Source organism: Caulobacter sp. GW821-FHT09H08 (assembly GCF_059415885.1).
In genome coordinates this window covers 419,161-439,647 of record NZ_JBWKOC010000005.1, presented here as the reverse complement: position 1 = coordinate 439,647, position 20,487 = coordinate 419,161, and the positions used below count along the sequence as shown (strand labels likewise).

Here is a 20,487-nt window from a genome sequence, read left to right as displayed (position 1 = left end):
GAGAGGGGCGACGTCGCGGTCTAAGCCAAAGGCGCTATCGACCGATACTGAATTTGGCTTGATGCATTTCGAGGCCCGCCATTGGTCTGACCATTGGGCTTGCCTGTGGATAGAATCACAAGTCAGCTTGGACGTCAGTGCAGTCAGGGGCGTTTCATGGTGGCGTTGCTTAAGACCAAGGGTTGGCTGGTGCGCAACTTCGCGGGCAGCCTGTTGTTCGGGTGGATGCTCATCGCCGTCGCCGGATGGTCGGCCGTCAGCGGTCAGGGCTGACAAGGCGGGACAGGCATCCCGGACTGTCGCCAAGGGTTCACGGTTCGGCGCTAGTGGGCGCCTTCCTGTTTCTCCTTCGATGGTCGAAATCCCATGCTGAAGCGGTCTTCGCTGTTCCTGGCGCTCGCCGCCGTCGTGGTCGCCACGGCTCAACCCGCCGTGGCGGCGTCGCTGGCCGACCTGCCGCTGAAGCAGAACGGCGGGACCTGGGCCTCGGGCCACGTGCAGGGCGTCGCGGTCGATGTGCGCGGCGGCTACATCTACTACTCGTTCACGAACCTGCTGGCGAAGTACGACTTCAAAGGCAACCTCGTCGGCACGCTGGTCGGCTGGACCGGTCACCTGGGCGACCTCGACTTCAACCCGGCGAACGGCAAGGTCTACGGCTCGCTGGAGTACAAGGAAGACAAGGCCTTCTACATCGCCGTGATCGACGTCTCCCGCCTGGACCGTGTCGGCGTCGAGGCCAGCAAGAGCGAGATTTTCCGCACCGTCTATCTGCCCGAGGTTGTGAAGGATTATTCGGCCGACCTGAATGGCGACGGTCGCTTCGATGGCGACGACGGCAAGTTCAAGGGCGACGTCATCGCCTCACCGGATCACCGCTACGACTGTTCCGGCATCGACGGCGTGTCGTTCGGTCCGGCGTTCGGCCAGACGGACGGCAAGCGCTATCTGACCGTCGCCTACGGGATCTATGGCAACGTCAATCGCACCGACAACGACCACCAGGTGCTGCTGCAATACGACATCGGCGACTGGGGCAAGTTCGCCAGCCCGTTGACCGAGGCCGCGCCGCATCACAACGGCCCCGCCGTCCCGAACGGCAAGTATTTCGTGCGCACTGGCAACACGCACTACGGCGTCCAGAACCTGGCCTATGACGAGAGCCAGCAGCGCTGGTTCCTGGGCGTTTATCAGGGCAAGAAGCCGAGCTTCCCCAACTACCTGCTGTTCGCCGTGGACGCGCGGGCCAAGCCGACACGAAGCGACCTCGTCGGCGTGCCGGCCGAGAGCGGCAAAGGCTGGGACCAAGGCATGCTGCTGCCTCTGGCCGATGACGGCCTGAAGGACGCGGCCACCGGCGTTCGCGGCTGGAACCAGAAGGCCGATGTCGGTCTGCAGCCGGTTGGGAAGGGGCTGTTCTATCTGGCGACCAACGCCAAGATCGACGGCAAGCAGACCGCCGACCTCACCTTGGCGCGTTGGACCGGCGAGCCCGAGAAGCCGTTCGTCCCGGCGACAGCCGAGGATCTGCGCGCCTTGACCAAGGCCGCAGCCGCGCGCTGAGCGCCAGGGCCTAACTGTCACAATTGCCCGCTAGGCAGGGCCTCGAACCGGAGCGGCGTCTCGCGCCGTGTCACCAGACGAGCGGGCGAGGCATGAGCGGCGGCGACAGGGAAAGGCAGAGATGGTTCCTGCGGAACATCCTGCCGCACGAGCCCGCGCTTCGAGGGTGGCTCTCGCGCAACGCGCTGGCGGGTGTGGAGCCCGACGACGTGATCCAGGAGGCCTATACGATCCTGGCCGAACTGGAGAGCGTCGAGGCCATCCGCCACCCGCGCGCCTATCTCTTCCAGGTCGCCCGCTCGATCGTCGTCCGCCATGTGCGCCGCGCCCGGATCGTCTCGATCCACGCCGTCGACGACCTGGAGCGACTGGAGCATCCCGACGACGCGGCCTCGCCCGAGCAGTATGCGATCGACCGGGACGATCTGAGGCAACTGGCGCTGGCGATTGCGGCCATGCCGCCCAAGACCCGGGAAGCCTTCGTGCTCAGACGGGTCCAGAGCTTGCCCCAGCGCGAGGTGGCGGCTCAGATGCGCATCTCGGAAAATACGGTCGAGACTCACATCTCTCGCGGCGTCCTTTTCCTGATGGATTGGTTCGGACGTGGCGGAAACAAGCGGTCCCAAACCTCTAGGAAGACGGAAGCAGAGATTGCCGAGATAGATGGCCGAGCGAGAATCCAGTCGAGACATTGATCAGGCGGCGTCCGAATGGACGGCGCGGCTGGACCGTGGGCCGCTGTCTCCGCAGGCGGAAGAGGCTTTCCAGGCTTGGCTGAGTAGCGATCCACGCCGCAAGGGCGCGATGCTGCGCGCCCAGTCGCTGGCTCTGATGAGCCAGTCCGCCCAGGCGCTGGGTCCCGACTTCGACCCAGCCGCTTTCGAAGCGCCCAAGCGGTCGCCCCTTGGCGGGGTCTCGCGCCGTAGCGCCCTGACCTGGACAGGCGGCGGCGTCGCGGCGGCGGCGATGATCGCCTTCGGTGTCGGGGTCACCTCGGCCGGCGCGGTGACCAGCACCGAGCGCGGCGAGATCCGTCTGGCGCCGCTCAAGGACGGTTCGACCGTTCTGCTGAACACCGACAGCAGTATCCGGGTCCGCTACGACCAGGGCGAGCGCGAGGTCACCCTGCTGAAGGGCGAAGCCTTCTTCCAGGTGGCGCGCGACGGGCGTCCGTTCGTCGTGGTCGTGAACGGTCGTCGCCTGCGCACGACTCAGGCGGGTTTCCGGGTTCGCAAGTTGGACGCCGATCCCATCGACGTCCTGGTGCAGTGGGGCAGGGTGGACGCCGCACGGGGCGTCGTCCTGACGGCCAACACCCAGCTCGCCTTCGCCGGCGCGGCGCTACCTCGGTCGATCGCGCCGGCGGTGGTGACACGCGAGTTGGCCTGGCGCGAGGGCAAGCTGGCTTTCGAGGGCGAGACCCTGAAACAGGCCGCCGACGCCTTCGCCCGCTACAGCGACACCCGGATCGAGATCCGCGACGCCGCCCTGGCCCGCGAGCAGGTGACCGGCCTTTTCGCCGCCAACGACCCGGCCGGCTTCAGCCGCGCCGTCGCGCGCGTGTTCGACGCCAGACTCGACCAGAGCGGTGACGACCTGGTCCTCACTCGCGGCCCGGTGGCGCCCCACCAATAAAGTTTTGTGACTGATAGCGGAACCAATCCGCCGACGGCTCTCAACCGTGAACGTCGCGACACGAGCGACGATTGGGGCCTGCTCGACCATGAACTCTCGCTACTCCTTCCTCGCCTGCGGCGCTTCCGTCGCCGTGCTCGCGATCGCCGCGCCGGCGCTCGCCCAAGAGCGCGTCTTCGACATTCCGGCCCAGTCGGCGGTTCGCGCCATCCCGGAACTGGCTCGCCAAGGCCAGGTGCAGATCGTGGCCCCGGCCCGCTACCTGGAAGGCGTCCAGACCCCGGCCGTGAAGGGCACGATGGACGTCCGCACGGCCCTGCGCCGCCTGATCGCCGGCACGCCGCTGCAGATCGACACCGACGACGGTCAGGTCATCACCTTGCGCTCCTCCGCTTCGGGCGCCCCGCGGCCCCAAGCTGGCGTCGGCGCGGGCGTCGTGCGGGGCAAGGTGTTCAACACCGCCACCAACGAATTCGTCCGCAACGCCGAGATCCGCGTCGAAGGCACGCCGGCCGTGACCCTGTCGGAAAACGGCGGCGACTTTCGCCTGACGAACGTGCCGGCCGGTGATGTCACCGTCATCGTCAAATATACCGGCCTGCAGGAATCCCGGCAGGTCGTGACGGTCGTCCCCGGTCAGGTGGCGACCGTCGAGTTCTCGCTGCAGCCGCCGTCCTACGCCGCCTCGGCCGAGGGCGTCGAAGCGGTGACCATCACCGCCAAGCGCGAAGGCCAGGCCGCCGCCATCATGGAGCGCCGCGCCTCGACCAACGCCAAGAACGTCGTGGCCGCCGACAACTTCGGCGCCCTGACCATGGGCGACGTCGGCGAGTTCATGAAGAACATGCCCGGCCTGTCGCTGGACTACACCGAGGTCGACGCCACCTCGGTCCGCATCGGCGGTCTGGACCCGAAGTACTCGACCTTCACGACCGACGGCGCCCGCATGGCGACCGCGACGTCGAACAACAACAACGGCCGCCAGAACTCGTTCGAGCAGATGTCGATCACCGGCATCGACTCCATCGAACTGAACAACACCTTGCAGGCCAGCATGGACGCCGACAGCCCCGGCGGCGCGATCAACCTGCGCAGCAAGTACGCCTTCCAGCGCAGCAAGCGCCTGCTGCGCTTCCAGGTGGGCGCAGTGGGCACTTCGGACGCGGGTCTGTCGCGGGCCTATCTGCCGGACGACGAGAAGCACGCGCGCATCTATCCGTCGGCCCAGATCGGCTATGCCGACGTGTTCCTGGACGGCCGCCTGGGGATCGCGTTCAACGCCAGCTACAACGCCAACTACGTCCAGCAGGACCGCATCCAGACCGACTGGTCCTATCTGGCCAGCGGTCGGGTGATCCCGTACCAGGTGATGTGGCGTCCGGGCCCGAAGCTGACCAGCCGCAAGGCCGCCAACCTCAGCGTCGACTACAAGCTGACCGACCAGTGGGCGCTGAGCCTGCGCAGCAGCTATTCGTTCTACGACGTCGAGTACTTCAACCAGTACACCTACCTGATCTTCGGCACGACGACCGCGTCGCAGACCACGGCGGACTCGACCCCGACCCACATCGTGGTCAATCCGAACGGGACCAACACCCGGCTGCACACCCAGTATTCGCACCGCTACGCCGGCACGCCCTCGTGGCTGTTCGCCCCGAAACTGGAGTACCGCGGCGACACCTGGGAAGCCCAGCTGCGCGCCAGCTATTCCAGCTCGGAATTCCAGTTCCGAGACAATTCCAAGGGTTTCTTCCAGCGTACGGACAGCTACCTGACCCGCATCGGCTTCACGCTGGATCGCGCGTCGGAAGACTCCAACGAGTGGACGCTGAAGCAGACCGCCGGTCGCTCGTGGAGCGACCCGACGAGCTTCAATCGCGACGACGACATCGGCAACAACATCCGCACCTCGGAGTCGAACGCCGGCAACCGGATGTACGGCCTGAACCTGGACCTGAAGAAGAAGCTCGATCTGGGCAAGGTCCAGCTGAAGGTCCTGGCCGGCGGCACCTATCGCACCAACGTCTGGAAGACCAACGAGGGCTCGTTCAAGCAATTCCAGTACGTCGGCCCGACGAACGACCTGACCCAGAAGGCGCCGGAAGCCGTCATTCCCTGGACCAAGAACTACCAGTTCAAGATCCTGGGCTTCGACGCCGGCAACATGAACGACCAGAACTGGCGCGCGGACAGCAACTACGCCACCTACGACATCTTCGCCCAGCATCCCGAGTACTTCGTGCCCGACACCGTCGGCAACGTGAAGCGCCAGCTGGACAACAACAAGAAGGTCGGCGAGACGGTCAACGCCGCCTATTTCGAAGTGCAGCCGCGCGTCGGCAAGGCCCAGTTCGACCTCGGCCTGCGCTACGAGAAGACCGAGACCGACGCCCGTGTCGCCGACATCCGCTCGGCCAAGGAAGTCACCGCCGCCGGCCTGTCGGTCAGCACGGTGCCGGGGCTGCTCTACCAGTACCGCAACGGGACCTATACGACCCGCCACGGCGAGTATGACGACTGGTTCCTGAGCGGCGGGGCCAAGTACGACTTCACCAAGAAGCTGGTCGGTCAGCTGGCCTTCAGCCAGTCGATCCTGCGTCCAGACTACGGCAACCTGGGCGGCGTCGTGGCCGTGGACGACACCAACCTGTTCGTCACCGTCCCGAACCCGCTGCTGAAGCCCGAGCACTCGACCAAGTACTTCGCCAGCCTGCAGTACTATCTGGAGCCGTCGGGCATGATCGGCATCTCGGCCTACAAGCTGGATGTGAAGGACATGCAGGTCACCGGCATCACGGTGAACCCCGAGGACGTCGGCTACAATCCGGCGGACTATGCCGGCTACACCTTCCGCAGCGCCCAGAACCTGGATGGCACCAACACCAACAAAGGCATCGTGCTGGAGTATGACCAGCAGCTGACCTTCCTGCCGGGCGCGCTGCGCGGCCTGGGCCTGCGCGGCTCGATCACCAAGATCGACGCCAATGGTGAGCGGGTGAGCCTGCCGAAGACGGCGGCCAACTGGGGTCTTCGCTACAGCTACGGCAAGTTCGACTTCCAGCTGACCGGCAATTCGCAGTCCAAGTCCCGGACCAGCGCGCTCAGCAACACGCCGACCACGGCCAACAACGGCATCCTCTACCACGCCGCTCGTGAGCTCTGGAACGTCAGCGCCAGCTACAAGATCAATCGCCAATTCGAAGTGATGCTGGCCGGTCGCAACATCTTCAACGCGCCGGACATCATCTACTCGAACCAGCGCAGCCGGGTGCAGCAGTACAGCATCTACGGCTCGATGTGGAACCTGGGCGTCAAGGGCACCTTCTAGCCCTCCGGTTCCACCCATGGCCGCGCCGTCTCCCCCTTCGGCGCGGCCATTTCCCTTTTCCGAAAATCCAGTCGAGGACCGCGTCATGGTTCTGAAGATCGATCGTCGCCGCCTGGTCATGGCCGGCGGGCTTGGGCTGAGCGCCTTCCTGTTGCCCCAGGGCCGCGCCCTGGCCGCCGAGGTGCTGGGCGCGACCGGTTTCACCCACAGCGTCGCCAGCGGCGAGCCGGGTCCGGACGCCATGCTGCTGTGGACCCGCTACGTCCCGGTGACCGGTGACGCCATGCTTCGACTGCAGGTCGAGGTGTCGCTTGATCAGAGCTTCGGCAAGATCGTCGCGGGCGGGAGCGTCCGCACCGGCGCCTATCGCGACTGGACCGCGAAGTTCACCGTCGATGGGCTGAAGCCGGGGACCGTCTACTGGTACCGCTTCGTCGCCCCGAACGGTGACAAGTCGCCTGTCGGCCGCACCAAGACCCTGCCCGAGGGACCGGTCGCGAAGTTCGGCCTGGCCGTATTCTCTTGCTCGAACCTGCCGAACGGCTGGTTCAACGCTTATGGGCACGCAGCGGCCCGTCCCGACCTCGATTTGTGGCTGCACACCGGCGACTACATCTACGAATACGGCGTCGCCTCGACCGCCGAGGCCAATTGGGCCGAGGGCCGCAAGGAGATGCTGCAGCCGGTCACCGAGATGCTCTCGATCGCCGACTACCGCCTGCGCTACGCCAGCTACCGCGCCGATCCCGACCTGCAGCGCCTGCATCAGGTCGCCCCGATGGTCGCGCTCTGGGACGATCACGAGTCCGCCAATGACAGTTGGGAGGGCGGGGCACAGAACCACCAGACCGCGACCGAGGGCGACTGGAACGTCCGCCGCGCCGCCGCCATGCAGGTCTATCACGAATGGATGCCGGTCTCGGACGAGCCGTGGAAGGCCTATCCGATCGGGACGCTGGCGACCCTCTACCGCACGGAGTCGCGCGTCCTGGCCCGCACCCGGCAGGCCGACCTGGGCGCGGCCTTCCGAGCCTCGGATCCCGACGCGGCGTTGAAGGCGTTCCGCGATGGCGCGTGGCAAGACCCGTCGGCGACCATGATGGGCTCGACCCAGGAGAGCTGGCTGGCCCACGCCTTCAAGGCCAACGCCCGCACCGCGCCGTGGCAACTGGTCGGCATGGGTACGATCCTGGGCCGCACCGTGATGCCGCAGGACGCGGTGAGCTGGCTGCGTCCCGAGGTGACCGAGAAGAAGGCCAACGGCTATCGCAACAACGCTCGCGCTGCTCAACAGGGTCTGCCGATGTGGATGGATCGCTGGGACGGTTATCCCGCTGCACGCTCGCGCCTGCTGAAATCCGCCCAGGCCGCCGACGCCGATCTCGTCATGCTGTCAGGCGACAGCCACAACGCCTGGGCCTACGGCCTGATGGAGGATGGCCGCCCAGCCGGCGTCGAGTTCGCGGGGCAGGGCGTCACCTCGGGCGGCATGGAAGGCGACATGGGCGCCGATCCCAAGCTGGTCGCCCGGGGCTTCATGGCCGCCAATCCCGAGATGAAATGGGCCGACACCAGCCAGCGCGGCTATCTGATGATGCAGGTCACGCCCCAGCGCGTCACGGGCGAGTGGCTGTTCATGAAGACCATCAAGGCCCGCACGACCGAGATCGCCGGCACGCACCGGATGAGCGTCGAGCGTGGCCGGAAGGTCTTCGCCGTCTAGGGTTTGCGAGACTTGCCGTGAACTTCGTGAGATAACTTCATCGCAGTTTGTGGGGCGGCAGGGGGCCGATCCCAAGCTAGGCGGCGCAAGGGTCCAAGGCCACTAGGCCGGATGGGCTACCGGAGCTCTCGTTCCGTGTGCGGACCGTCGTGAGGGTGGGGGAGCTCTTTGGTGTTCGATCCTGCGTTTCGTGACCCCGTTCTCGTCAACGAAGCGCGCATGGAGTTGAAAGGCAGCATCGCGGCGTGGTTCGGCCTGACGGTCGTCACCGCGTTCATGGCCTTCGAGTTCGCCGGACGCGCCGAGCCTGTCGGCTACGCGCTATGGCTCGGCGGCATCTCGATCTTCCTCGCATCGTGGCTCGTGGCCTGGACGAGCTTCAGGCTCAGGCCGCCGACCGACCAGGCGATCCTCGCGCGATGGATCCCGGGCGCTAGGGCGGGCATGACGCTGTGCAACGCCGTGACGGCGGGCAGCGTCTGGGTCTTCCTGCCCGCATCCGATCCGGACCTTCGAGCCCTGATGCTGGTGCTCTACGCCTGGTACCTGATCGTCCAGTTCGCGGCGGCCACCGAGGCGACCCAGGTGCTGCGAGGCGCGGTGGTGCTGGTGCTCGGGTCTCTGACCGCCTGGCTGCTGGTCGAGCGGCCGCCGCACTTCCTGAAGCTGACCCTGTTCCTGCCGCTGTTCGGCGCGACGCTGCTGGCCATCCGCCGCTTCGTGCGCGAGGCCGTGGTCAAGGCGACGGCCGCCCAGGCGGCGGCGGATGCCGCGAACCGCGAGCTGGCCAAGGCGCTGGTCAACCTGGAACGCGAGCGGGACGCCAAGACCCAGTTCATCCGCGCCGCCTCGCATGACCTGCAGCAACCCTTGCAGGCCGCAGCGCTGTTCCTCGACCGGATCAAGCCCGGCGCGCGCGTCGGCGACCAGACGTCCTCGGTGAGCGGGCTGAAGCGCTCGCTCGGCGTGGCCCGCGACCTTGTCGACGCGATGCTGCAGCACCTGAAACTCGAAGGCGGCGCGGTCCGGGCGCACGCCGAACAGTTCTCGGCCGGCGAACTCTTCGACCGCGTGATCCTGACCCAGGGCGCGGCGGCCGCGATGGCGCATGTCCGGCTCTCGTTCGTTGGGCGCCGCATCCCTCTGCACGCCGATCCGCGACTGCTGGGCCGCGCCGTCGAGAACCTGGTCGCCAACGCCATCCGGCACTCCGGCGGACGGCGCGTGGTGATCGGCGCGCGGGCGAACCGGGAGCACGTGACGATCTGGGTCGTCGACAATGGGCGTGGCCTCACGCCCGGCGATCAGGCGCGGATCTTCCACCCCTTCGAGCAAGGGGGACATGTCGGCGCCGTCGGCGGCTTCGGTCTGGGCCTGGCCTCGACCCTGGGGCTGGTCGAGGTGATGGCCGGGACCTGTGGCGTGAAGCCCGGCCTGACGCGCGGCGCGGCGTTCTATATCCGGCTGCCGGCCGATCCCGCCGTCGATGAGGCCAAATGCGCGGCCTGATCTGCGACGACCATCCGCTGATGCGCGAGGCCTTGATCGCCACGATGCGCGATCGCTGGCCCGACGTCGTGCTTGACGAGGCCGGCGACTATCCGACCGCCTGGGCCAAGGCCGAAGCCGCGCCCGACTTCTGCCTGGTCGACCTCTCCATGCCCGGCGCAGAGCCGCTGGAGGGCGTCGGCGGCCTGAGGGCGCGGGCGCCGGGCGCCATCGTTCTGGTGATCACGGGCGTTGAGGATCAAGAGCTGCTCGACGCCATCGCGGCCCTCGGCGTCGCGGGCGTCCACTCCAAGAACACCGAAGCCGACGTCCTGATGGAGGCGATCCGGGTGCGTATTCCCGGACTGCAGGCCCTGGAGGCCAGGCGCCTGCCGCCGCGCCAGCAGCAGGTGCTTCAGTTGCTCGCGGAAGGCATGACCAACAAGGAGATCGGTCGTGAGCTGGGCATCTCGCCCGCGACGGTAAAGATCCACGTGGCCCGCCTGACGAGCTGGCTGGGCGCGGTCAATCGGACCGACGCGGTGATGCGAGCCAAGAGCGCGCGCCTCATCTGAAGCGTGGCTTGTGTGATCATGTAACGCGTTCACGGCGGCGCGCGCGCCTGCTAGGTGGGCCAGATGGTGTTCTTGACGACATGGCTGAGGCAAGCGGGCGGGGTGATCCTGGCCAGCCTGATGCTGTACGTCTCGATCGCGCCCGCCATCGACAGCCTCGTCTGCCTGTCCGACGCGACGGCCGTCGCCAACGCGTCCGCCAAGGCCGAGATCGCCGTCGCCTCCACGACGTCCGAGCAGGGTCACGCGGACGACGCCGGCGCGCCGTGCCTGCATGGCCATTGCCACCATGGCGCGGCGGTCATGCCGGCCCTTCAGCAGGCCGACGCGACCGTGGTGCTTCACAGCCAGTGGCTTCACGCCGATCGCGGCCGCGTCGCGACTGCGGGCCGCCAATTCGAGATGATCCGCCCTCCCAGAGCCTGACGGCTGCCTTTCGCACGCCCTAGCACCGTCAAAGCTCAGAGGATTCCATGACATCCCGAAATCCGGGGTCGCTTCGCGCGGCCCTGCTGTGCGCCGCCTGTCTTGCGACGGCCGGCCCCGCCGTGGCCGAAACCGCGCCGCCGTTCGCCGCGCTGCTGGCGCAGGCCCGCACGGCCGCGCCTCGCCTGGCCCAGGCCAAGGCCGACACCGACATCGCCCGAGGCCAGGCGCTTCAGGCCGCCACGCGACCCAATCCCGTTCTCAATCTCGAGATGGAGAACTTCGCCGGCTCTGGTCCGTTCAGCGGCGCGGGCCTGGCGGAGACGACCGTCTCCTTCGCCCAGACTCTGGAGACCGGCGGCAAGCGCCAGCTGCGTCGCGCAGCCGGCGAGGCCGGGGTCTCGGCCGCCGAAGCGCGCCAGGACCAGACCGCGTTCGAGTTCGCGGCGGACCTCGCCGTCGCGTATGCCGAGGCCGAAGCCGCTAGCGCGCGGTTGGCCCAGGCCGAGGAGATGCTGGCCTCGGCCCGGACCGACGCGGACATCGCTCGCGAACTGGTCGCCGCCGGTCGCGAAGCCGAACTGCGCGTCGCCCAAGCGGCCGCCGAGCGCGACGCGACCCAGGCCGAGCGTGACGGGGCGCTCGCCGACAAGGAGACCGCCTTCGCCAAGCTGTCGGCCCTAGCCGGCGGGGCGGTCGCTTTCGATGGCGTGAGCGAAAGCCTGCTCCAACGCTCGGCGTCCGAGACCGCTTCAGAAAGTCCGGCCCCGGCCGTGCGGGCGGCGCGGGCCGAACAGGTCGCCGCGGAGGCCCGCGTGAGCGTCGAGCGCCGACGCGCCTTGCCCGATGTGACGGCCTCGTTCGGTGTCCGTCGCCTGGCGGGAGACGACGCCACCGCCCTAGTGGCCGGCGCGGCGATCCCCCTGCCGCTGTTCGATCGCAATCGCGGAGGAACGGACGCAGCGCGGGCCGAACTGGCGCGGGCGCAGGCTCGGTTACGCGAGGTCGAGCTGGACACGGTGGCGGGTCTTCGCGCCGCGCGCTTCCAGGCTCGAGGCGCCGAAGCGCGCACCGTCGCCGCCGCTTCGGGGGAGAGCGCCGCCGCTGAAGCCTACCGCCTGGCGCGGATCGGCTACGAGGCCGGCCGTTTGCCGCTCATCGAACTTTCCAGCGCTCGACGCGCCCTGGCCGCCGCCCGGGTCCGTGTGCTGGACACCCGGCTGGCGCGGGTCCGCGCCGAGGCCGAGATCGCACGCCTGACCGGCCGCGTCCCTTTCGGAGGCTGACATGCCCATCGACAACAAGACCTACCTGGCTGCCGCCGCCCTCACGCTCGCCCTGGGCGCGGGCTTCGGCATAGCCAAGCTCACCGACCGCGACGTCGCGCCGAAGCCCGCCGCCGAGCATGGTGAGGAACACGCCGAAGGCGGTGGCGACGTCGTCAAGCTCAGCGTCCAGCAGGCCGCCGAGGCCGGCGTCGCCGTCGTCACGGTCACGCACGGCGGAGCGGGAGACCTGCGTCTGACGGGCCGCGTCCAGGCCGCGCCGAGCGCGCGCGCCGTCGTCGCCGCGCCGGTGTCGGGCGTCGTGCTGGCCCTGCGCGTGGCGCCCGGCGCGCCCGTGTCGGCCGGCTCGCCCCTGGCGGTGATCCGCAGCGCTGACGGCGCTTCGGTGCGGGCCGATGCGATCGCCGCCGGCGCCGAGGTCGAGGCCGCCCGTGCGGCGCTGGCCCGGGAGGAGCGCCTGTTCAAGGCGGGCGTGACCGCTCGCCAGGACTGGGAAGCCGCCCGCGCGACCACGGCCAAGGCCGAGGCGGCGGCGGTGGCGGCGCGAGCGCGCTCGACGGCTTCGGGCTCGCCGGGCGCCTCGGGCGAGGTGATCGTGCGCGGCCCGATCGGCGGCATCGTCACCGGCCTGCAGGTCGCGCCAGGCAGCTTCGTCGCCCAAGGCGGCGTCGTGGCCGAGGTCGCCGACGTCAGTCAGGTCGAAGTCGTGTTCAACGCCCCGGCCGAAGCCGCCGACCGACTGCGGGTCGGTGCGCCGCTGAAGGTGATCCAGCCCGACGGTTCGGAGGTCGACGCGGTGATCGTCGGCGTCGCGCCACTGGCCCAGGACGCCACGGGCGCGGCCGTGGTCCGGGCCAGGCCGAACGGCGGGCGGCTCACGCCCGGCGCGGCGGTCAGCGCCTCGGTGGCGACGAACAGCGGCGGTGCGCCGACCGTACCGTCCGAAGCGGTCCAGACCCTGAACGGGCGGTCCGTGGTCTTCGTGGCTGAGGTGAACGGTTTCCGGGCGCTGCCCGTAACGCCGGGACGTTCCGGCGGTGGCCGCACCCAGATCGTCGTGGGCCTGAAGGGCGGCGAGCGCATCGCCGGACGCGGCGCCTTCCTGCTCAAGGCCGAACTGGCCAAGGGCGAAGCCGAGCACGAGGATTAAACGCCATGCTGAGCAAGCTCGTGGCGCTCTCCGTGCGCCATCGTATCGTCGTGGTCCTGGTCGTCGTCCTGGCGGCCGCTTATGGCGTCTTCGAACTGTTCCGCCTGCCGATCGATGCGGTGCCGGACATCACCAACAAGCAGGTGCAGGTCACCACCGTCGCCCCGGCCCTGTCGCCGGAGGAGATCGAGCAGCGGGTGACCTTCCCCCTGGAGACCGGTCTTTCGGGGATCCCGGGCCTGGTGGAGACCCGCTCCATCTCGCGGAACGGCTTTTCCCAGATCACGGCCGTCTTCAAGGACGACACCGACATCTACTTCGCCCGCCAGCAGGTCAACGAACGGGTGGAAGCCGCGCGCGAGGAGCTGCCGGCCGACGCCAAGCCCGGCATGGCCCCGATCACCACGGGGTTGGGCGAGGTGATGATGTGGACCGTCGAGTTCAGGCCCGGGAAACCGGTCCGCGCCGGCGCGCCCGGCCTCCAACCCGACGGCGCCTATCTGACGCCCGAAGGCGAGCGCCTGACGACCGAGCGGCAGAAGGCGACCTATCTGCGCACGGTCCAGGACTGGATCGTCACGCCGCAGCTGCGCTCCACCCCGGGCGTGGCGGGCGTCGACACCATCGGCGGCTACGTCAAGGAATACGCCGTGCGGCCGGATCCGGCGCGGCTGTCGACCTATGGCGTCGGCCTGAACGAACTGGTCGAGGCGGTCGAACACGCCAACACCGTCGCCGGCGCGGGCTACATTTCGCGCGGCGGCGAGGCCCTGGTCGTGCGGGCCGACGCGCGCGTCTCGTCGCTGGAGGATCTCGCCTCGGCCCCGGTCACCACGCGCAACGGCCTGGTGGTGCGGGTCTCCGACGTCGCCCAGGTCGAGATCGGCCAGGCCACCCGCCTGGGCGCGGCCCAGGAGAACGGCGAGGAGGTGGTGATCGGCACGGCCCTGATGCTGGCCGGCGAGAACAGCCGCACGGTCGCCCACGCGGTCGGCCAGCGGCTGAAGGCGATCGCGCCGTCCTTGCCGTCGGGCGTGGCGGTGAAGCCGGTTCTGGATCGCACCGACCTGGTCGATCGCACCATCCGCACCGTCCAGAAGAACCTGGCCGAGGGCGCCCTGCTGGTCGTGGTCGTGCTGTTCCTGCTGCTGGGCAACGCCCGGGCGGCGGTGATCACCGCCCTGGTCATCCCGCTGGCGTTCCTGCTGGGCGTGATCGGCATGAACCGGTTCGGGGTCAGCGGAAACCTGATGAGCCTGGGCGCGCTGGATTTCGGCCTGCTGGTCGATGGCGCCGTGGTGGTGGTCGAGAACACCCTGACCCGCATGGGCTTGCGCCGCGCGGCCGAGGGCCGGGATCTGTCCCTGGCCGAAAGGCTGGACGAAGCCTCCGGCGCGGCGCGCCAGATGATCCGCCCGGCGGCTTTCGGCCAGGCGATCATCCTGCTGGTCTATGCGCCGCTGCTCGCGCTCGAGGGCATCGAGGGCAAGATGTTCCAGCCGATGGCGGCGACGGTGATGCTAGCCCTGGCTGGCGCCTTCGTCCTGACCTTCACCTTCGTGCCGGCGATGACGGCGCTCTTGGTGAAGCCGCCCAAGGTCGACCACGAGACCCGGGCCGAGAAGGTCGCGCGAGAGTGGTTCGAACCGGCCACTCGCTGGGCCGTCGCCCGTCCGGGGCGGGTCGCCATCGGCGCGGCGGCGGCGGTCCTGATCGGCCTTGCCGCCTTCCTCGGCCTGGGCCGGGAATTCATCCCGACCCTCGACGAGAAGGACGTCCTGGTTCAGGCGCTACGCGTGCCGAGCACCTCGCTGGAGCAGTCGATCGAGATGCAGGGGCGCTTGGAGAAGGCGCTGCTGAAGGTCCCCGAGGTCGCCTTCGTGTTCTCCAAGACCGGCACGGCCGAGGTCTCCACCGACCCGATGCCGCCGTCGATTAGCGACACCTACGTCGTGCTCAAGTCCGAACGGGATTGGCCGGATCGTGGCGCCTCGAAAGCCGAGGTCGTGGAGAAGATCGAGCAGGCCGCCACCACCCAGATCGGCAACGCCTACGAAGTCACCCAGCCGATCCAGATGCGCTTCAACGAGCTCATCTCGGGCGTTCGGTCCGACGTGGCGGTGAAGGTCTATGGCGACGACTTCGCGGCCATGGAGCGGACGGCCAACGAGATCGCCCGGGTGTTGGGCGGCGTTCGCGGCGCGACCGATGTCCGTGTCGAACAGGTCTCCGGCTTGCCGATGGTGACGGCCGAGGTCGACCGGGCCGCGGCGGCGCTCTATGGCCTGCACGCGGCCGACGCCGCCGACGCGATCCAGATCGCCTTGGCGGGGCGCGAGGCCGGGCGGGTATTCGAGGGTGATCGTCGTTTCGACGTCGTTGTGCGTTTGCCCAACGCCAGTCGCAACGACCTGGCGGTCGTGGCCCAGACACCGCTGGCGGTCAACAACGGGGCCAGCTTCGTGCCCTTGGCCTCAGTCATCCGCTTTCGCGAAGGCGAGGGGCCCAACCAGATCAGCCGAGAGAATGGCAAGCGCCGTATCGTCGTGCAGGCCAATGTGCGCGGCCGTGACCTGGGCGGCTTCGTCGCCGAGGCTCAAGGCGCGGTCGAGCAGCAGGTCCGCCTGTCGTCCGGCGCGTGGCTGGACTGGGGCGGCCAGTTCCAGAACCTGAAGCGCGCGGAGGCCCGGTTGGGTCTGGTGATCCCGGTCGTGTTCGTCCTGATCGCGGTCCTGCTCTACTTCGCGCTGGGCTCGGCGACCCAGGCGGCCCTGGTCTTCAGTTGTGTTCCCCTGGCGCTGGTTGGGGGAGCCTTGGCGCTGCTGCTGCGAGGGATGCCGTTCTCGGTCTCGGCGGCGGTAGGGTTCATCGCGGTGTCGGGCGTCGCCACCCTGAACGGCCTGGTGCTGATGCAGTCCATCCGCGAGAAGCTCGACACGGGCCTCGACCGAGCGGTGGCGGCCACCGAGGGCGCCATGAGCCGTCTGCGGGCCGTGGTGACGACCGCCCTGGTCGCCATCCTCGGCTTCTTGCCGATGGCGTTGGCCAACGGCGCGGGAGCCGAGGTGCAGAAGCCGCTGGCGACCGTGGTCATCGGCGGGCTGCTGACGGCGACCCTGCTGACCCTGGTGGTGCTGCCGGCGTTCGCGGCGCGGACGCTTGGTCGCGCCAAGAAGGAGGCCTAGAAGCGGCGGGCTCCGATCCTGCTGAAGGCCGCGTGGGCGCCGGCGGCGAAGTCGCCACGCCGCAACGCGTCCTCAAGGCCCGGAGCCCCGCCTTGCATGGCGACCTGTTCGCCCTGCAGCAGGATCCAGGTCCAGGCGCCGTTCTCCTCGCACACCGTCAGGCGATAGGGCGTCTCGTCGTGTTCCATGTCGCATCCTCCGTTCAAGCCCGGAGGTTGGTCGAGCGGCATGCAGGGCGAGCGGCGGCCGATGTCGAGATCCGGTGCAGACGCCGTGCAGGGCGCTAGGCGCGGGGCAGGGTGACGGCGAACGCCGCGCCGGTATCGCTGTCGACCAGGTCGATCGTGGCGTGACTGGCGGCGAGGAGCGAACGGGCGATGGAGAGGCCAAGGCCCGTGCCGCCGTCGGCGCGGCGGCTGGTGAAAAAGGGCTCGAACAGTCGCGCCCGGTCGGCGGCCGGGGCGCCGGGGCCGTTGTCGACGACCTTGAGGATCGTGGTCTCCGGCGTCTCGTCGACGGTGACCGTCACAAGGCTTGCCCCGGCCTGCCGGCTGTTCTGGAACAGCACGCTCAGGACGGCGTCGAGCGTCGTGTCGGGCGCGGCCACGAGCAACGGCGTGTCCGGAAGCCTAAGGTCGATATGGAAGTGCTCGCTCTCGACGGCGTCGGCCGCGCGGCGGAGTGGGTCCGAAAGGTCCGTCGCCACGCCGGCCTCGGGACGCGCCATGTCGGCGCGGGCCAGATCCAGCAGCCGGGTGACCAGCCGAGACAGCCGGACGGTGTCGGCGGCGGCGTTGTCGAGGAAGCGCCGGCGCTCCTCGGCGCTCATGGTGTCGCCGTGGTCCTGCAGGAGTTCGACCGAGCCTGCGATGCCGGCCAAGGGCGTCTTGAACTCGTGACTGACGGCGGTGGCGAAGTCGCGCAGATAGCCCGAGCGGCGGTCGATGGCCTCGGCCATGACACGGAAGTCGTCATAGAGCGCCTGGATCTCCAGGGCAGCCAACGGCGGGGTCTCCGGCGGTTCGCCGCGCCCGGCCGCCAGAGCGCGCGAGGCGTCGCTCAGGGCCTCGATCGGTCGGGTCACGCCGCGCGACACCAGGCCCGACAGCAGGACCAGGATCACGAAGATCCCCGCCACGCCCAGGACGATCTTGCCCCGGTCTTCGTAGAGCCCCCGGAACAGCGCGCGGGGCGAGCGCGACAGCAGGACGACGCCGACGACGCGATCTCCAACCCGGATCGGACGGGCATGGTGCAGACGCACGCCCGAGGCGCGGCTCAGCCACTCGAAGGCGTAGCTCGGACGATAGTCGCCGTTTCGGCGCACCACCGTGCGGGGCTTTCCGGCCAGGGCCGTTCGGATCTCGGGCAGCGCCGAGAGGTCGCCGCCAATGCCGTAGCCTCGGGCGACGAGGCCATGGGCGTCGAGGATCTGGACCGAGGCCAGGGTGGTGCGCGCGGTTCGCTCGATCAGGGGATCAAGCCCTTGAGCGATGCGGGCGGCGTCAGGATCGAGCGTCTTGTGCGTGGGAACGGGCAGGGGGCGTTCCGGCAGGACGGCCGCCGTGCGCAGGTCGATGGTCGTGGGCTCGGCCGCATAGTAGCCCGGCGCCGAGCGGTCGAGGCGCGGCTCAGGCGGCGCGCCCGGCCAGGCCAGGCTGGCCGCCGCCGACAGCACCGCGCCCTGTGCCACCAGCTCAGCCTCGGTCTGGCGGACCAAGGTGTTCTCGTAGACGCGCAGGAAGATCGCGCTGACGCCCGGCATGGCGGCGGCGAAGAACAGCACCGCGAACAGGATCACCCGCAGCCGCAGCCGGGGCCACCGGCGCTTCACGAAGGTCTTGGCCGCGTCGATCAAGCCGGACCGCCCTGGCAGGCCCCCAGGCGATAGCCGACGCCGGGGCGCGTCTCGATCACGTCATGGCCGCCGAGCAGGGCGAACTTGCCCCGCAGGTTCCGGATATGGCTGTCCACCGTCCGGTCGGTGACAGCGAAGCCGGGGCCGCGCAGACGGTCGATGATCGCCTCGCGGCTGAACACCTTGGTCGGCGCGGCGGCCAGGGTCCGCAGGATACCGAACTCGGTGACGGTCAGGGTCAGCTCCTGGCCGTCCCACGAGGCGCTCCAGGCCTCGGGATCGAGGCCGAGGCGGCCTCGGCCCAGGGCGTCGGACGTTTCCGCCTTCGCCGCCTGCGAGCCGGTCCGGCGCAGGATGGCGGTGACGCGGGCCACCACCTCACGGGGGCTGAACGGCTTGACCACATAGTCGTCGGCGCCCAGCTCGATGCCGAGGACGCGGTCGATCTCGTCGTCGCGGGAGGACAGGAACAGGATCGGCAGATCGCCCTCGGCCCGCAGGCGGCGGCAAACCTCCAGCCCGTTCATGCGCGGCATGTTGATGTCCAGCACTACAAGGTCCGGGCTGGCGCTCGCCGTCATGGCCAGGGCCTCCTCGCCGTCCTGCGCCTCGCTGGTGTCGAACCCGGCCTTGCCGAACGCGAAGATCAGGAGCTGGCGGATATGCGGGTCGTCGTCGACGATGAGGATGCGTTGCGGCATGGGCTCATGTTCAAGGTTGAGGGGGCACGGTCAACGGGGTTACTGGCTGGGCCGCCTCCGTGGGGTCCCCGACCAGCCGGCCGTCGCATTCCCGCTCGGCGCGAGGAGGCGATGGCGGGCGAGCGGCGATCAAGGCGGTGGCCGTGTCCAGGCGGCGCGCATTGCGCCAGAACCAGGTCCGCCAGTGCGCCTGGTTGCGCCGTGCTGTGGCCATGACCTCCATCCGCACCGACGTCGTCGCCTCCGCCTGGACCTGAGGTAGGGGGCGGCTCTCCAGTTCGGTCAGCGGGATCAGCGCGGAGGGGCCCAGGTTCTCCAGATAGCAGAGGTCGAGCCTGGGGCCGTGGCCGTTGACCTCGCGCGCGTTGCGGGCGTTCCAGGTCGCGGCGACGGCGCCGAGATCGATCAGGCTGGCGACCAGGATCGCCACGACGGCGGTCAGGGTGTTGGCGTTGATCAGCCAGCTCGCGCTCTTGGCTTTCAACAGCCGGACGCCGATCAGGACCAGGCCGATGGCGACCAGGGCCATCCAGAACAGCGCGGCGATCCGCAGTTGGGTCAGGCCGTAGGCCTCGACATAGTCCCAGGTTCGCAGGGCGCTCGAGGCGACCAGCAGAAGGTTCTGGGCCACGAACAACACCACCATCCAGCGCACGGCCGGAGACGCGGCCGTGGTCGAGCCCGGACGGAGGGCGATCAGCACGAAGCCGCCGGCCAGGATCGCCGTGACGATCAGCAGATAGGCGCCGCGATGGGCGTACTCGGCCAGGGTCACGCCGTCGGGCAGCGGCGCGTGGCTCCAGAGGAACGCCACGTCGAGACCGTTCTGCAGGGCGAAGAGGACGTTGAAGACGATCAGCGACAGGGTCAGCGAGGTGGGCGTCACGCCGAAGACCTCCAGGTCGCCTTGGACATCCGGCGGCGCGATCGTGCGGCGAAGACCACGCGGGCGCAGCAGGCCCCAGGCCAGGACGCCGGCCAGCCCCCAGAAGATCGACCGCAGGACCTCCAGATGCGGTAGCCGCAGTTTGGCCAGCAAGGCTCCGATCAGCGGGTTGGCCGCCGAGAACAGGGCGATGAACACCAGACCGCCCGCGATGGGCAGAAGCAAGGCCGAGACATAGGCCTTTCCCGGCGTGGCCCGGCGGCGACGCAGGCGGCGCGCACGAAGGCGGACAAGGTCGATCACCGGGCCGGCCAGGCCGCGCACGCCCGCCATGAGGAGGCGCTGCGCCCAAGCCCAGACGTCGTCCCTGGCCCGGGCGCGCGGGGATAGCGTGGCCACGCCAAGCGCCAGCAGGCAGAACCAAGCCATCATCAGCGAGGGTTGTTCGAACGATAGCAGGGCCAATGCGCCGGCGATGGCTAGGGCGAGCAAGGCCCGCCGATCATGCCTCACGGCCGGGACGGCGAGCAGCACCGCCAGGCCAAGGGCCAGGCCGTAGGGGCCGAAGCTCGCGCCCTCCGGGTTATAGAAGAGCGCGTCGGCGACGGCGATCAGGCCGACGGCGAGGGCGCTCTTCATCCAGTAGGCTGAACGCAATCTTCTGGTGAACGGCATGGCCGCAA

General features: G+C 69.1%; 15 protein-coding genes. 11 read left to right on the top strand and 4 right to left on the bottom strand.

Annotation, left to right across the window (positions count from 1 at the left end; translation table 11 throughout):
• The first annotated feature begins 366 nt into the window (after positions 1-366).
• From AC07NN_RS19870 to AC07NN_RS19820, 11 genes are all read left to right on the top strand, one after another.
• On the top strand, positions 367-1,563 hold the full coding sequence (locus AC07NN_RS19870) for a hypothetical protein (protein ID WP_494644982.1): 1,197 nt from the start codon (positions 367-369) through the stop codon (positions 1,561-1,563).
• Between the two features lie 92 nt (positions 1,564-1,655).
• Positions 1,656-2,258, top strand: a complete 603-nt coding sequence (locus AC07NN_RS19865; RefSeq protein WP_494644980.1) for an RNA polymerase sigma factor — start codon at positions 1,656-1,658, stop codon at positions 2,256-2,258.
• Positions 2,227-3,198, top strand: coding sequence for a FecR family protein (locus AC07NN_RS19860; RefSeq protein WP_494644978.1), 972 nt, complete (start codon positions 2,227-2,229; stop codon positions 3,196-3,198). Before AC07NN_RS19865 ends, AC07NN_RS19860 begins: the two co-directional genes overlap by 32 nt.
• 88 nt (positions 3,199-3,286) lie before the next feature.
• Positions 3,287-6,526 (top strand): outer membrane beta-barrel protein, encoded by a 3,240-nt coding sequence (locus AC07NN_RS19855; protein WP_494644976.1) that lies wholly within the window; start codon positions 3,287-3,289, stop codon positions 6,524-6,526.
• A gap of 85 nt (positions 6,527-6,611) precedes the next feature.
• Positions 6,612-8,249 (top strand): alkaline phosphatase D family protein, encoded by a 1,638-nt coding sequence (locus AC07NN_RS19850; RefSeq protein WP_494644975.1) that lies wholly within the window; start codon positions 6,612-6,614, stop codon positions 8,247-8,249.
• Positions 8,250-8,468: 219 nt separating this feature from the next.
• Positions 8,469-9,758 (top strand): sensor histidine kinase, encoded by a 1,290-nt coding sequence (locus tag AC07NN_RS19845; RefSeq protein WP_494644972.1) that lies wholly within the window; start codon positions 8,469-8,471, stop codon positions 9,756-9,758.
• Complete coding sequence (locus AC07NN_RS19840) at positions 9,746-10,312, top strand: LuxR C-terminal-related transcriptional regulator (RefSeq protein WP_494644970.1); 567 nt, start codon at positions 9,746-9,748, stop codon at positions 10,310-10,312. The genes AC07NN_RS19845 and AC07NN_RS19840 overlap by 13 nt, the downstream gene beginning before the upstream one ends.
• A 63-nt stretch (positions 10,313-10,375) precedes the next feature.
• On the top strand, positions 10,376-10,738 hold the full coding sequence (locus AC07NN_RS19835; protein WP_494644967.1) for a hypothetical protein: 363 nt from the start codon (positions 10,376-10,378) through the stop codon (positions 10,736-10,738).
• Between the two features lie 47 nt (positions 10,739-10,785).
• Complete coding sequence (locus tag AC07NN_RS19830) at positions 10,786-12,024, top strand: TolC family protein (RefSeq protein ID WP_494644965.1); 1,239 nt, start codon at positions 10,786-10,788, stop codon at positions 12,022-12,024.
• 1 nt (position 12,025) lies between these two features.
• Entirely contained in the window at positions 12,026-13,174 is a 1,149-nt protein-coding gene (locus AC07NN_RS19825; RefSeq protein WP_494644961.1) for an efflux RND transporter periplasmic adaptor subunit, read from the top strand.
• A gap of 5 nt (positions 13,175-13,179) precedes the next feature.
• Positions 13,180-16,359, top strand: a complete 3,180-nt coding sequence (locus AC07NN_RS19820; RefSeq protein WP_494644956.1) for an efflux RND transporter permease subunit — start codon at positions 13,180-13,182, stop codon at positions 16,357-16,359.
• Here AC07NN_RS19820 and AC07NN_RS19815 read toward each other — a convergent pair.
• The 4 genes from AC07NN_RS19815 to AC07NN_RS19800 all read right to left on the bottom strand — a co-directional run bounded on the left by AC07NN_RS19815 (position 16,356) and on the right by AC07NN_RS19800 (position 20,479).
• On the bottom strand, positions 16,356-16,547 hold the full coding sequence (locus AC07NN_RS19815) for a hypothetical protein (protein ID WP_494644954.1): 192 nt from the start codon (positions 16,545-16,547) through the stop codon (positions 16,356-16,358). The two genes, AC07NN_RS19820 and AC07NN_RS19815, sit on opposite strands and share 4 nt — an antisense overlap.
• A gap of 95 nt (positions 16,548-16,642) precedes the next feature.
• On the bottom strand, positions 16,643-18,217 hold the full coding sequence (locus tag AC07NN_RS19810) for a sensor histidine kinase (RefSeq protein ID WP_494644952.1): 1,575 nt from the start codon (positions 18,215-18,217) through the stop codon (positions 16,643-16,645).
• Positions 18,214-18,918, bottom strand: a complete 705-nt coding sequence (locus tag AC07NN_RS19805; protein WP_494644950.1) for a response regulator transcription factor — start codon at positions 18,916-18,918, stop codon at positions 18,214-18,216. Before AC07NN_RS19805 ends, AC07NN_RS19810 begins: the two co-directional genes overlap by 4 nt.
• A 10-nt stretch (positions 18,919-18,928) precedes the next feature.
• Positions 18,929-20,479 carry a DUF4153 domain-containing protein gene (locus tag AC07NN_RS19800; RefSeq protein ID WP_494644947.1) on the bottom strand — a complete coding sequence of 517 codons (1,551 nt, stop codon included), beginning with the start codon at positions 20,477-20,479 and terminating at the stop codon, positions 18,929-18,931.
• Positions 20,480-20,487: the final 8 nt, after the last annotated feature.